General features: G+C 52.8%; 22 protein-coding genes. 12 read left to right on the top strand and 10 right to left on the bottom strand.

The features are described from left to right. Positions 1–17: 17 nt before the first annotated feature. The 11 genes from AB5217_RS20020 (at position 18) to AB5217_RS19970 (ending at position 7,958) form a co-directional block, all read left to right on the top strand. Entirely contained in the window at positions 18–401 is a 384-nt protein-coding gene (locus tag AB5217_RS20020; RefSeq protein ID WP_280122223.1) for a DUF3876 domain-containing protein, read from the top strand. Positions 402–431: 30 nt separating this feature from the next. After that, positions 432–1,061, top strand: coding sequence for a DUF4141 domain-containing protein (locus AB5217_RS20015; protein WP_368112716.1), 630 nt, complete (start codon positions 432–434; stop codon positions 1,059–1,061). Between the two features lie 3 nt (positions 1,062–1,064). Next, the gene (gene traJ / locus AB5217_RS20010; protein WP_170105335.1) at positions 1,065–2,069 is read left to right on the top strand and encodes a conjugative transposon protein TraJ; all 1,005 of its coding nucleotides are present in this window, start codon (positions 1,065–1,067) and stop codon (positions 2,067–2,069) included. 31 nt (positions 2,070–2,100) lie between these two features. After that, on the top strand, positions 2,101–2,724 hold the full coding sequence (gene traK, locus AB5217_RS20005; protein WP_018667416.1) for a conjugative transposon protein TraK: 624 nt from the start codon (positions 2,101–2,103) through the stop codon (positions 2,722–2,724). Between the two features lie 5 nt (positions 2,725–2,729). Further along, positions 2,730–3,047, top strand: coding sequence for a TraL conjugative transposon family protein (locus tag AB5217_RS20000; protein WP_170105337.1), 318 nt, complete (start codon positions 2,730–2,732; stop codon positions 3,045–3,047). Next, positions 3,028–4,377 carry a conjugative transposon protein TraM gene (gene traM, locus AB5217_RS19995; RefSeq protein WP_368112715.1) on the top strand — a complete coding sequence of 450 codons (1,350 nt, stop codon included), beginning with the start codon at positions 3,028–3,030 and terminating at the stop codon, positions 4,375–4,377. Before AB5217_RS20000 ends, traM begins: the two co-directional genes overlap by 20 nt. A 63-nt stretch (positions 4,378–4,440) precedes the next feature. Continuing rightward, positions 4,441–5,445, top strand: a complete 1,005-nt coding sequence (gene traN, locus AB5217_RS19990; RefSeq protein ID WP_170105341.1) for a conjugative transposon protein TraN — start codon at positions 4,441–4,443, stop codon at positions 5,443–5,445. A 2-nt stretch (positions 5,446–5,447) separates the two neighbouring features. After that, complete coding sequence (locus AB5217_RS19985) at positions 5,448–6,023, top strand: conjugal transfer protein TraO (RefSeq protein WP_368112714.1); 576 nt, start codon at positions 5,448–5,450, stop codon at positions 6,021–6,023. 8 nt (positions 6,024–6,031) lie between these two features. Further along, a complete protein-coding gene (locus AB5217_RS19980) occupies positions 6,032–6,934 on the top strand; it encodes a toprim domain-containing protein (protein ID WP_368112713.1) in 903 nt (300 codons plus the stop codon). Next, the gene (locus AB5217_RS19975) at positions 6,931–7,434 is read left to right on the top strand and encodes a DUF3872 domain-containing protein (RefSeq protein WP_008782558.1); all 504 of its coding nucleotides are present in this window, start codon (positions 6,931–6,933) and stop codon (positions 7,432–7,434) included. The genes AB5217_RS19980 and AB5217_RS19975 overlap by 4 nt, the downstream gene beginning before the upstream one ends. Continuing rightward, positions 7,431–7,958, top strand: a complete 528-nt coding sequence (locus AB5217_RS19970; RefSeq protein WP_170105345.1) for a glycoside hydrolase family protein — start codon at positions 7,431–7,433, stop codon at positions 7,956–7,958. Before AB5217_RS19975 ends, AB5217_RS19970 begins: the two co-directional genes overlap by 4 nt. 68 nt (positions 7,959–8,026) lie before the next feature. On the opposite strand, the gene AB5217_RS19965 is transcribed toward AB5217_RS19970, so the two are convergent. From AB5217_RS19965 to AB5217_RS19920, 10 genes are all read right to left on the bottom strand, one after another. After that, positions 8,027–8,248 carry a hypothetical protein gene (locus tag AB5217_RS19965; RefSeq protein ID WP_018667424.1) on the bottom strand — a complete coding sequence of 74 codons (222 nt, stop codon included), beginning with the start codon at positions 8,246–8,248 and terminating at the stop codon, positions 8,027–8,029. Positions 8,249–8,364: 116 nt separating this feature from the next. Then, complete coding sequence (locus AB5217_RS19960; protein ID WP_100766168.1) at positions 8,365–8,673, bottom strand: hypothetical protein; 309 nt, start codon at positions 8,671–8,673, stop codon at positions 8,365–8,367. A 45-nt stretch (positions 8,674–8,718) separates the two neighbouring features. Beyond that, a complete protein-coding gene (locus AB5217_RS19955; protein ID WP_104403925.1) occupies positions 8,719–8,967 on the bottom strand; it encodes a DUF6956 domain-containing protein in 249 nt (82 codons plus the stop codon). Continuing rightward, a complete protein-coding gene (locus tag AB5217_RS19950; RefSeq protein WP_024988516.1) occupies positions 8,964–9,197 on the bottom strand; it encodes a DUF3873 domain-containing protein in 234 nt (77 codons plus the stop codon). Before AB5217_RS19950 ends, AB5217_RS19955 begins: the two co-directional genes overlap by 4 nt. Positions 9,198–9,217: 20 nt before the next feature. After that, the gene (locus AB5217_RS19945) at positions 9,218–9,475 is read right to left on the bottom strand and encodes a hypothetical protein (RefSeq protein WP_104403924.1); all 258 of its coding nucleotides are present in this window, start codon (positions 9,473–9,475) and stop codon (positions 9,218–9,220) included. Between the two features lie 24 nt (positions 9,476–9,499). Further along, complete coding sequence (locus AB5217_RS19940) at positions 9,500–10,783, bottom strand: PcfJ domain-containing protein (protein ID WP_172480165.1); 1,284 nt, start codon at positions 10,781–10,783, stop codon at positions 9,500–9,502. Positions 10,784–10,785: 2 nt separating this feature from the next. Then, on the bottom strand, positions 10,786–11,196 hold the full coding sequence (locus AB5217_RS19935; RefSeq protein ID WP_018667430.1) for a PcfK-like family protein: 411 nt from the start codon (positions 11,194–11,196) through the stop codon (positions 10,786–10,788). A 12-nt stretch (positions 11,197–11,208) separates the two neighbouring features. Next, positions 11,209–11,430 carry a hypothetical protein gene (locus tag AB5217_RS19930; RefSeq protein ID WP_018667431.1) on the bottom strand — a complete coding sequence of 74 codons (222 nt, stop codon included), beginning with the start codon at positions 11,428–11,430 and terminating at the stop codon, positions 11,209–11,211. Between the two features lie 11 nt (positions 11,431–11,441). After that, the gene (locus AB5217_RS19925) at positions 11,442–11,657 is read right to left on the bottom strand and encodes a hypothetical protein (RefSeq protein ID WP_025069035.1); all 216 of its coding nucleotides are present in this window, start codon (positions 11,655–11,657) and stop codon (positions 11,442–11,444) included. 7 nt (positions 11,658–11,664) lie between these two features. Continuing rightward, a complete protein-coding gene (locus tag AB5217_RS19920) occupies positions 11,665–12,000 on the bottom strand; it encodes a hypothetical protein (RefSeq protein WP_025069034.1) in 336 nt (111 codons plus the stop codon). A gap of 320 nt (positions 12,001–12,320) precedes the next feature. On the opposite strand from AB5217_RS19920, the gene AB5217_RS19915 reads away from it, so the two are divergent. Continuing rightward, positions 12,321–12,809, top strand: coding sequence for a hypothetical protein (locus AB5217_RS19915; RefSeq protein ID WP_234131106.1), 489 nt, complete (start codon positions 12,321–12,323; stop codon positions 12,807–12,809). Positions 12,810–12,912: the final 103 nt, after the last annotated feature.

The raw sequence follows: 12,912 nt of genomic DNA, 5'->3' as shown, positions 1-12,912 counted from the left end.
AAAAACAGAAAATGCGTATGAGTATATCAAGAACGAAAATGCTGCAAGTCAGCAAGTGTCTGATCGGGCTGGCGGTCATGGTGCTGCAATCCTGCGAAACCGTGGACAACCGCCGCGACCTGCTTTGCGGGAACTGGGAGAGCGTGGAGGGGAAGCCCGACGTGCTTATCTACAAGGAGGGTGAAGCCTACAAGGTGACGGTGTTCAAGCGGAGCGGCATCCGCCGCAGACTGAAGCCGGAAACCTACCTCTTGCAGGAGGAGAACGGCAACCTTTTCATGAACACCGGCTTCCGCATCGACGTGTCCTACAACGAGGCGACGGACGTCCTGACCTTCTCGCCGAACGGGGACTACGTGCGTGTGACCCCGAAACCGGACCATCCGGCAAGCGGACAATAAATAATGAAACCCACTAAAATCCAAAGTAACATGAGAACAAGAATGACACTTATTATCTGCCTGTGTCTGTTTGCAGCCGGCAGGGCAAGCGCACAGTGGGCGGTGATAGATCCGTCCAACATCGCGCAGAGCATCGTGAACACCTCGAAGAACGTGGTGCATACCTCGACCACCGCCCAGAATATGGTGAAGAACTTTAAGGAAACGGTGAAAATCTATGAACAGGGCAAGAAGTATTACGACGCCCTCAAATCCGTGAACAATCTGGTCAAGGACGCCCGCAAGGTGCAGCAGACCATCCTGATGGTGGGCGACATCACCGACATCTACGTGACCAGCTTCCAGAAGATGCTGCGCGACGACAGCTTCACGGTGGAGGAGTTGGGAGCCATCGCCTTCGGCTACACGAAGCTCTTGGAGGAGAGTAACGACGTGCTGACGGAGTTGAAAAATGTGGTGAACATCACCACGCTCTCCATGACGGACAAGGAGCGCATGGACGTGGTGGAACGCTGCCATTCCAAGATGAAGCGTTACCGCAACCTCGTGAGCTATTACACCAACAAGAACATCGGCGTGAGCTACCTGCGGGCAAAGAAGAGGAACGACCTCGACCGCATCATGGGGCTGTACGGCAGTATGGACGAAAGATACTGGTAGCCTATGGAGTTCGACAACCTTCATCAGATCCTGCGCTCGCTCTACGGGCAGATGATGCCCCTGTGCGGTGACATGGCGGGCGTGGCAAAAGGCATCGCCGGGCTGGGCGCGCTGTTCTACGTGGCATATCGTGTATGGCAATCACTGGCGAGAGCCGAACCGATAGACGTGTTCCCCTTGCTCCGCCCGTTCGCCATCGGTCTGTGTATCATGTTCTTCCCCACGGTGGTGCTTGGCACGGTGAACAGCGTCCTCTCGCCCGTCGTGCAGGGTACGGCGAAACTGCTGGAAACGCAGACGCTGGACATGAACCGGTACCGTGAGCAGAAGGACAGACTGGAATACGAGGCGATGGTGCGCAACCCCGAAACCGCCTACCTCGTGTCAAACGAGGAGTACGACAAGCAGCTGGAGGAACTGGGCTGGTCGCCCGCCGACATGGTGACGATGGCGAAAATGTACCTCGACCGGAAGATGTACGAAATAAAGAAAGGCATCCGCGACTTCTTCCGCGAGATACTGGAACTGATGTTCCAAGCCGCCGCCCTCGTGATAGACACCATCCGCACCTTCTTCCTCGTGGTGCTGGCGATACTCGGTCCGATAGCCTTCGCCATCTCGGTGTGGGACGGCTTCCAAAGCACGCTCACGCAGTGGTTCTGCCGCTACATACAGGTCTATCTGTGGCTTCCCGTGTCGGACATATTCAGCACGATACTCGCCAAGATTCAGGTGTTGATGCTCCAGAGCGACATCGAGCGTATGCAGACCGACCCCACCTTCTCGCTGGATTCCAGCGACGGGGTGTACATCGTCTTCATGATAATCGGCATCATCGGCTACTTCACGATACCCACCGTTGCGGGCTGGATCATCCAAGCCGGTGGCATGGGAAGCTACGGTCGCAACGTGAACCAGACGGCAGGACGAGCCGGAAGCATGGCGGGCAGCGTGGCGGGTGCAGCCGCAGGCAACATGGTCGGACGTGCCGGGAAGCTGCTGAAATAATCAACTGACAATTAAAAATGAATAAACAACAATGGAATTTAAGTCACTCAAAAACATCGAATCATCGTTCAGGCAGATACGCCTGTTCGGTATCGTCTTCCTCTCGCTGTGCGCCGTGATAACGGTATGGAGCGTGTGGAGTTCCTACCGCTTCGCGGAGCGGCAACGTGAGAAGATCTATGTGCTGGACAACGGCAAGTCGCTGATGCTGGCACTCTCGCAGGACCTGTCGCAGAACCGTCCGGCAGAGGCAAGGGAGCATGTGCGCCGCTTCCACGAGCTTTTCTTCACGCTCTCGCCCGAAAAGAGCGCGATAGAACATAACGTGAAGCGTGCCCTGCTATTAGCGGACAGGAGCGTGTACAACTACTATTCGGACTTCGCCGAGAAGGGGTACTACAACCGCATCATCGCCGGGAACATCAACCAAGTGCTGAAGGTGGACAGCGTGGTGTGCGACTTCAACGGCTATCCTTACCGTGCCGTGACCTACGCCACGCAGAAGATCATCCGGCAGAGCAACGTCACCGAGCGCAGCCTCGTGACCACATGCCGCCTCTTGAACTCGTCCCGTTCGGACGATAACCCCAACGGGTTCACCATCGAGGGTTTCACCATCATCGAGAACAAGGATTTACAGACAATCAAAAGGTAACAAGTATGAAGAAAATCAGGAAATCATTTTGGAGCGCGTACCGGAAGCTCCACGACAAAAAGAAAATGCTGGTGGCAAGGCTCAAAGGGTATCTGGACGGCTTGCCGCCGAAGACACGCAGGCGCATCGTGCTGGCAATGCTCGCTGCCTTCGCCGCGCTTGCCCTCTACACCTTCGGCAAAGCCGTCCATGACATCGGCAGGAATGACGGCAGCCGTATGGTGACAGACCATGCCGGACAGGTGGAACTGTCCTTGAAGCCTGAAGTGAGTGACAATTTTACACATTATTATAATAATATGTATGGAACAGACGAAGAATGAACCTAAAAACGAAAACAAGGCGGCTCCCGACAACGGGAAACCGAAGAAGGTGCGCAAGCCGCTGACCGAAGCCCAACGGCTGAAACGTCAGAAGATGATAGTGCTGCCCGCTATGGTGCTGGTATTCCTCGGTGCGATGTGGCTGATATTCGCACCGTCCTCCGGCAAGGAGCAGGAGCCGGGAACGGGCGGCTACAACATCGAAATGCCCGACGCTGACAAGGAGAACCGCCGGATTATCGGTGACAAGGCGAAAGCCTACGAGCAGGGGGCGATGGAGGAACGGCAGGAGAACCGTGACCGCGCCATGCAGCAGTTGGGCGATATGTTCGACAGCGAGGTGACGGAAACGGACGGCGGCAGGGACTTCGACCTTGCCAATCCCGGCGGCACGCAAGAGGCGGTGAACCCTGCCCCGAAGACCATCCAATCCTCCGCAGCCGCCTACCGCAACCTCAATGCCACGCTCGGCAACTTCTACGAACAGCCGAAGAACGACAACGCGGAAATGGACGAACTGCTGGAGCGTATCGCCTCGCTGGAATCGGAACTTGAAAGCGAGAAGGGCAAGGCGTCCGCTATGGATGACCAAGTGGCACTTATGGAGAAGTCCTACGAGCTGGCGGCAAAGTACATGGGCGGTCAGAACGGCGGCAAGCTGGAACCGGTGCAGGCGGCTGAGCCTTACCCCGTGCAGAAAGCCGGAAAGAACACGGCGAAACCCATCAGGCAGGTAGTGCATCAGGTGGTGTCCTCGCTTGGACAACCGATGAGCAACGCCGAATTTGTCGCCTCCTTCTCGCAGGAGCGTAACCGCAGTTTCAACACGGCGGTGGGCGTCACGACCGTATCGGACAGGAACACCATATCGGCGTGCGTCTATGGGGCGCAAAGCGTGACCGACGGGCAGGCGGTAAGATTACGGCTGCTGGAGCCGATGGCGGTGGCTGACAAAATTATTCCCCGCAATGCGGTGGTGGTCGGCACGGCAAAGATTCAGGGCGAACGGCTTGATATTGAAATTACTTCGCTGGAGTACGCAGGTACGATCATCCCGGTGGAACTGGCGGTGTATGACACGGATGGGCAGCCCGGCATCTTCATCCCCAATTCGATGGAAATGAGCGCTGTCCGTGAGGTAGCTGCCAACATGGGCGGCTCGCTGGGCAGCAGCATCAATATCTCCACCAATGCAGGGGCGCAGCTTGCCTCCGACTTGGGCAAGGGGCTGATACAAGGCACGAGCCAGTATATCGCCAAGAAGATGCGCACGGTGAAAGTGCATCTGAAAGCCGGGTACAGGGTCATGCTCTATCAGGAGAAAGACTGAAAACAGAATACAGAAAAAGTAACAACAACCAATGTTTAATTTACCACTAAAATCCAAAGTAAAATGAGAAAAGTAATCATCATGTTTGCCCTCGCTATGGGCATCGCTACTGCCAACGCGCAGGAGAACGTGACCGTTGGAACGGACAACGGCAGTGTAGAACAACCGACGACAGAACAGCCGACCTTGACAAAGGAGGTCTATCCGCAGAAGGAGGCGGACGGCGACCTGTACCACGGGCTGACAAGAAAGCTGGGATTTGACCGCATGATACCACCTCACGGTCTGGAAGTGACCTACGACAAGACCGTGCATGTCATCTTCCCGGCGGAAGTGCGCTATGTCGATTTAGGCTCGCCCGACCTGATTGCGGGCAAAGCCGACGGAGCCGAGAACGTCATCCGCGTGAAGGCTACCGTGAGGGACTTCCCGAACGAAACCAACATGTCCGTTATCACGGAAGACGGAAATTTTTACACCTTCAACGTGAAGTACGCCGCCGAACCGCTGTTGCTCAACGTGGAGATGTGCGATTTCATCCATGACGGCTCGGCGGTGAACCGCCCGAACAACGCGCAGGAAATCTATCTGAAGGAGCTGGGCAGCGAAAGTCCCATGTTGGTGCGCCTTATCATGAAGTCCATCCACAGGCAGAACAAGCGCGAGGTGAAGCACATCGGCTGCAAGCGTTTCGGCATCCAGTACCTGCTGAAAGGCATCTACACGCATAACGGTTTGCTCTATTTCCACACGGAAATCAAGAACCAGAGCAACATTCCTTTCGACGTGGACTACATAACGTGGAAAATCGTGGACAAGAAGGTAGCGAAGCGTACCGCCGTGCAGGAGCAGATCGTCCTGCCGCTCCGCGCGCAGAACTACGCCACGCTCGTGCCGGGCAGGAAGAGCGAGCGCACGGTCTTCACGATGGCAAAGTTCACCATCCCTGACGGCAAGTGCCTCGTGGTGGAGCTGAACGAGAAGAACGGCGGTCGCCACCAGTCCTTCGTGATTGAGAACGAGGACTTGGTGCGTGCCAATACCATCAACGAACTTCAAGTGCGCTGACTATGAAGAAGTACCTTTTTATGATTATCGCGTCGCTTGCCCTGTTCACAGGGCGGGCGAACGCCCAGCGGTGCCTGCCGAAGATGCAGGGCATCGAGGTCAGGGCAAACATGGCGGACGGCTTCAATCCCGGCGGCAATGACGGCGGGTATAGTTTCGGGGCGGCTCTCTCCACCTATACGAAGAAAGGTAACAGATGGGTGTTCGGCGGCGAGTACCTGCTGAAGAACAACCCGTACAAGGACGCAAAGATACCCGTGGCTCAGTTCACGGCAGAGGGCGGTTACTACTTCAAGATACTGTCCGACGCGCGTAAAATCGTCTTCGTCTATGCGGGTGCTTCGGCTCTCGCCGGGTATGAATCGGTAAACTGGGGCGAGAAGGTGCTGCCTGACGGCTCCACGCTCCATGACCGTGACGCCTTCATCTACGGCGGTGCGCTGACGCTCGATGTGGAGTTCTACGTGGCTGACCGTATCGCCCTGCTCGCCAACCTTCGGGAACGGGGCATGTGGGGTGGCGACACCCGGAAGTTCCACTGCCAATGGGGGATCGGTCTAAAGTTCGTCATTAACTGACGTGCCGCATGGAACGGACGGAAATAGATGCCATCAGGCAGATACCCCTTGCGGACTTTCTCGCACGGCTGGGGCACGAGCCTGTCCGCAGAAGCGGCAACGAGCTGTGGTATAGTGCGCCATACCGCAGTGAGCGCACACCCTCTTTCCGCGTGAACGTGGCGAAACAGCTCTGGTACGACTTCGGTTTGGGCAAGGGTGGCGACATCTTTACGCTTGCCGGAGAGTTTGCGCAAAGCGTGGATTTTATGGAACAGGCGAGGTTTATAGCGAAAGCCGCAAATATGGTGGTTGATAGGTCGGCTTTTCCGACCTATCAACCAAAGCCTGCCGAACCTGCCTTTGAAGGAGTGGAAGCCGTCCCGTTGCTCCGCTCACCGCTGACGGACTATCTGGCGGAACGGGGCATACCTTATGCCGTTGCATCCCACCATTGTTTCCGCCTGAACTATGGCGTGCGTGGAAAGCGGTATTTCGCAATAGGCTTTCCAAACATGGCTGGCGGCTATGAGGTACGCAGCCGCCATTTCAAGGGTTGCATACCACCGAAAGATGTGTCACTGGAAAAGCTGGAAAATACCGCTGCCGACGTGTGCAGCGTGTTCGAGGGATTTATGGATTTCCTTTCCGCTGCCACACTCGGCATAGTCGGCAATGGCGACAGTCTTGTGCTGAACTCCGTTTCCAACGTGGAAAAGGCGATGAAGCATCTGGACGCTTACGGACGCATCAACTGTTTCCTTGACCGTGACGAAGCCGGACGGAGGACGCTTGACGTTCTTGGCAAACGCTATGGCAGACGTGCCTGTGACCGTTCAGCCCTCTATGACGGTTGCAAGGACTTGAACGAGTATCTGCAACTGACAACGAAAAAAGAAATGAACAATAACTTAAAAATCAAATTGAAATGAACATACTGAACAACAAGAACCGAAGAAAATCCATCTTCAAGGCGTTGGCACTCTGCCTGTTCGCCGCCGTGTCGCTCACGCTCGTGTCGTGTGACGACGACATGGACATCCAGCAATCCTATCCCTTCACGGTGGAAACCATGCCCGTGCCGAACAAGGTGACGAAGGGGCAGACGGTGGAAATCCGCTGTGAGCTGAAAAAGACGGGCGACTTCGCCAACACCCTCTATACCATCCGGTATTTCCAGTTTGAGGGGGAAGGTACATTGAAAATGGACAACGGCATTACGTTCCTGCCCAACGACCGCTACCTGCTCGAAAACGAGAAGTTCCGGCTGTACTACACGGCAGAGGGCGACGAGGCGCACAACTTCATCGTGGTGGTGGAGGACAATTTCAAAAATTCCTATGAATTGGAATTTGACTTCAATAATCGGAACGGTAAGGACGACATTCAGACCGTCATCCCTATGGGCAATTTCAAACCTCTGCCAAGATGATGCGTGTATTCATGGCTATCCTCTGTTCGCTGCTGGCGGTCTGCTCCGTGTCCGCACGGGACAGCCGTCAGAAGGGGACGGACGGGCAGGTGGCAATCTACCGACTGCCACTTTTCGAGAGGGCTGTGCGCTGCACGAAATATTTTGAGGGCTGGCACTCGGAAAAGCACCACCCATATGTGGGCTGGGGGCATCAGGTGCAGCCGGGGGAAAGGTATTCGGCACGCACCATGACGAAGCGGCAGGCGGACGCGCTTCTGCGGAAAGACTTGCGGAAGTTCTGCGCCATGTTCCGCAAGTTTGGGCGTGACAGTCTGCTACTTGCCACACTCGCCTACAATGTCGGTCCATACCGGCTTTTGGGGAGCGGGAAGATACCCAAAAGCACGCTGATCCGAAAGTTGGAGGCGGGCGACCGGAACATTTATCGGGAATATATCGCTTTCTGCAACTACAAAGGTAAACGGCACGCCATGCTGCTCAAACGGAGAAAGGCAGAATTTGCGCTGCTGTATGTTCCGTGATATGGCAAGTGCCTGACAAAAGAAAATCCGATGAAGCTGCCTGCTTCATCGGATTTTCCGCTTTCATTTCATACATTCGGTATTGTTCCCATGTCGATTACCTCACCGTCCCTGCAATGTTCGATGATGCCGGGTGAAAATCCCATGCTTCCGATTGCGATATGACGGATATACTCCGCATACTCCCGACCTTGAAAATTCTTTCCCGTCAGGTTTTTGAAAATCATCTTCATGCCTGTTCCGTCATCGCTGTGCAAGATGATTTTTCCGTTCTGTCTGATTGCTTCCATGATTAAAACTTGTTTTTGTGAATATTATCGTAGATTGGGACAGCGGTTTCTTTGCCTACTTTCTTTTTCGCCATCATGCTCACGAAAGAAAGTAGGCGGCTTTTGCCGCCCACCCCTCAAAATCGGGTGTAAAGTCCCGTTACCATCGTGAACATTTCTTCCAGCATATCGCAGTATATGCCATCGTGCGTTGCAATGTCCTTTGTCTTGCACTCGAATGTCTTTTTACTGAACGTCTTGCGGTAGAAACGCATATTGTAGAGGTCTAATCCTGCATCGTAGATGATGTCAAGGCGGTTTGCGCTTGTCTTGTTCCTCGCAAGGCTCATACGCAAGCCGTTTCCCATGTCTATGAAGTCCTTGCTTCCCGTCATGGCGGCAAAGCGTCTGCCGCCTATCTGCTGTAAAATAGTCTTTGCTATCATGCTTTTCTTGGTTTTAGGTTGGCGGTGCGGACACCGCCAACTTGTTCAACATTCTGTTATCTCGGCAATGGGTGTGTTTCGTTTCAACCATTCCATCAGGCACTCCATATTGTACTCGCTTGTGATGACTGCCGTATGGCTGTCAATGGCGGTAAACCTGCTACTTTCATAGTCATCTATCCACTTTTTTAGGGTATCAACTCCCCACGCTTCGGCATCGTCAAAGATGCCGTCCAATACTTTGATAGGCTCGCTGAACTTCACTATCAGCGTTTGGTAGGCTGCTGCGTTCATAAGTTTCCCTCCTTTCCCTTTTTCGTGGTCAGCCACTTGTCACGTGCGGTTCGGCACTCGTCCAACGTAGGTTTGACACAAGAGAACAATTCTCCGTCTGCGGGGTGGCGGTAGTCGTACTGCACAAGTGTCCGCTTGCGTCTGCCGATACCCATTTGGAATTTTTCGTATTTCTCCATACCTGCTTCCGTGCAGGTGCTTACTCCGTTGATAGTCATTCGTGTTGCCATAATCGTTGATTTTAGAGTTGTTAAAAATGTACTGACAAAACTCGGTTGCGCATCACCATTTCGGGGTCGCTCGTGTAGCGTTGGTGCAGGTAGAAATGGTGGCTGCCGAAGCCGTAAAGGAAGAACCTGTCAAGTTCGTGCTTCTCGGCAAAGCCCTTGACGCTTGCCCTTAACTGCTCCTCACTCGTTGCCAGAGTGAGGAGGTTCACAAATTCAAGGAACATCACGGGGATTTTATCGTCCCACAGACAAATCATGCTTTCAATTCTTACTTCCATACTATTGGATATTATAGGTTTATACTATGCCGCTTCCATCCGTTGGCGGATAAGGTTCACGTTGCTGTTCACAAGGTTTACAATGCGGTCGTGGTATTCGGTGTTCTCGTTGCATAAGCCACGGCACTGCACCACCTCCAAAGTTTTCAGTGATACCTCTATCGTTTCTATGCGTCTGCCGTCAATGGTCGCTGAAAGGATAAGAGAATTTTCCCGATTGTGGTAGCCACCCACGCAATGGTGCATCATACGTCCTTCCTCTATCATTTCCTCCACGCTCTCTATGACCTTGATACGGATAAGGTTGTCGGAGAACACAAGTCCGAAGAAGATACCTTTGGCTTTCAGATAGTTCTTCTCGTCCTCAATCGCCTTTTGCCGTTGCTGTTCCGTCCGCTCACGTTCCCTTTGTCGGTTACGCTTCGCCACCAACTTGTCGTGTTCGGCTTTGAGGTCGGCAGGGCAAACGTACTTCGGGCTGTTCGTGTCCTTGCCGAAATGACGCAGGAGGTCTATCGTGTCACGCCACATAGAGCCGTTGGCAATGGTGTAGCCATTTCGGATACATATCTTCAAGGATGCCCAATACTCTACGATATTGAAAGAGTGGTATATATAGTAACGCAACATGGGATATTGCCCTGCCTTCAACAGCGTTTCGGCTCGGCAGTCGGAAAGTATGGCTTTGAAAAGGTCGTAAGGCAGGATGTTGTGATAATCACCCTTGAAGCCGTTGCGTTTCACTTCGGGTATGAAACGCTGTCGTGGGTAGGTGCATACCGGATTTATGTCGTATGCCCGAAATTCTCCATTCTTGCGTACCTCCATGTCGCTGTATTCATTCCATAGGTCGTAATAGAACAAGGACATGCCACGCAATCGGGCAACGGTCGTTGTCTTGCCGTCGGGGGCAATCCACCTCTGCACCACTTCAAAGATGGAATATTCGGCTGGCTGCCCTGCCTTGTATCGTGACTTGACGGAAAAGAAGCGTATCACTTGGTATTGCTTGCAGGTGGTGACGATGGAGAAATACTCCATATCGCTGAAAACACTCTTTCGGGTGCGTAATGTTTCCAACTCCATGCCGCAACGGGGGCAGGTGCATCCGCAAATGGTATCTGCAAGGTCGTGGTCGCTTTTCCACGAATGTCCGCACTCGGTGCAGATGTTCGTGCCGTCTGCCCTTTTGATGGCGTAATGCTTGAAGCAATGGCGGAAAGCGTATGCCCTTTGTTCTTCGGTCAATCTCGGTAGTCGCTTGCTCAAACGTGCGACTTCCTGCTGTATGCGTGTTCTCGGTTTCATAATCAGAAGTCAAATAGTGATGGTTCAACTTTGGTTTCTTTCTTCGCTGTTGGCTTGTTGCGGTTCTGCAACTTGCGGAGTTCCTCGTCTTGGTATTGTCGGATAGCGTTCTGCCGTGCTTCCGCCTTTTCCTCCGCTGTGAGTTCCACCACATGGTTCACGGCTACCTTGCATTGGATAGGTTCGCCCACCTCTACCTCGTTCTCGTCATAGTAGTGGACGGCTTGTCCGTATATCTCTCCGTCCGTGAAGCCGTTGCAACCACTTTTCTGCACATAGTTCAGAATGTAGGTCACGCAATCGTCTATGTTCTTGGCTGGGTTGCGGTAGTTCTTGGCAAAGAGCGCATCTTCCGCTGCCCGCTGTTCCAAATACATCTGTATCGTTCTCTTGAAATGGTCTGTCGTTTTCATATCGCTGTCATTTTAGATTGTCTGTTTCAGTATCTCTCTCCAATAGGTCGGCTCAACCTCGCTCAAAAGGAAGTCTGTAAAATCCCTCCGTGCGTCCTTGTTCAGTTCGTGGTAGAGGTCACGGAACACGGATATGTTTCCGTTGATATACGTTTCCACCATGTACACGAAGATGTTGTCCACCTCGTAGTATCTGCACTGCTGTGCTGCCGTCTTGCTGCTTCTCTTTGCCATTTCGGTAGGGGTTAAAGGGTGAATAACCAAAGGATGAAGCCGAAGAAGGCGATTGTGGAAAGGATAGCCACGATTACGCCTATCGCCACTCGGAACACTCCGTTTATTATCTCCGTGATGATGCCCCAAAGGATGTCCAATATCCCGAAGGCGGTGCGCACGATTAAACCGCATATCGCAAGTCCTATGTATTGCGCCACTTGTCTGAAATTTGCCGTTGCCGTCATAGCCGTATCATTTTTCAAGTTCCACAATGTTGTCTATCCTGCCGTATAGGTATCTGCGAAGTCCGGTCTTGTCCGTTGCCTTGTATTCCGTCCAACGTCCGTATTGGCATACGAGGAACGTGCGGAGAACATCGGAGAAGTCAAACCTCCAGCCTTGCAAGGGGACTGCGCTCTTGAAATAGGTGTTACTGTTCACGTTTTCGGTGAGCCAATCCTTTTCCTCTCGGTTCATCTGTCCTCCGTTGTTCAGTTTCTCACGAAGGATGTAAGCCTTACTGCCTTTCAGTGTTTCCAATGTCGGCACTTCCCAAGCCACGAATTTTGTTGCCATTGTTGTTTCCATATCCGTTTTGTTTTTGATTTTTTGTTTTTAATGCGGATTCAAGAGCTGAGGGAGTTGAGTTTCAAACTATCTTATCTGCCTCTCGTTTATCCGACATTTTTTTTAATGCGTCTTTCTGTCGCATCGGTCGTTTTCGTTTCGGGTGCTTAAAAAGGTAGGGATTAGGGAATGCAAGGTTTTTCGCGGAAATACTACCCGCAGGGCTGGAGATTTCCGCAGAAAACAGGAGGCTTGACCTTGCTTTCCCGTCCAATCCCGGAATTACCTTTGCGCCCAGAACGGAAATGACTGCCTGATGCGGCTCACTGAAAGGCGCGGAAATGGAGGTAAACGGAAGTGGAGGCAGATTGGACAGGAAAACTTCAAAAGAGAAATCCGTAAAAAAGAAGTCCACAAAAGAAAAAGGGAAACAGCCGGAAGCGTGGAACCGGGCAAACCACCGTGTGGAAAGTATGGTTTTATATGTCCGGCAGGACGTGTCCGGTCGGACATATAAAATCATTCTTTCAGGTTTGCCTGCCGTGGGTGACGGCTTGTTCCATTCATGGAGCGGGCGGTCTTGCACGGCTTTCCGCTTCCGGCTCAAATGGACAGCGAAAAAGAAAAACAGTCAGAAATCCGTAAAAGCACCTCTCTGGCATAAGCGCAAAAGAAATGGGCCTTGCATCATCAGTCTAAACTTCTGTTTAGGCGTGAGGCAAAGCCCTTTTCTCCGCTTATGCGGTAGTCGGCATACGTTCGTCCAAAATCTCTTTGGGCGATGGTGTGCCGACGGACAAAACCGCTTTTACGGAAAAACTTATATGTGAGGATAAAAAATCAGGAGATTTATTTCCAATAGTTCGTTAAAAATTCGCCACGCCTAAGCGGCTCTGGCAGTAAATAAAATGAGTTCTTTGAAAAGTTTGTCAA

The organism is Bacteroides sp. MSSM.1001136sp1_RTP21357st2_D2_RTP21359_211015 (assembly GCF_040913205.1).
Taxonomy (GTDB): domain Bacteria; phylum Bacteroidota; class Bacteroidia; order Bacteroidales; family Bacteroidaceae; genus Bacteroides; species Bacteroides ovatus.
The sequence above is the reverse complement of the archived record's forward strand: the minus strand, read 5'-3'. Positions and strand labels throughout refer to the sequence as shown.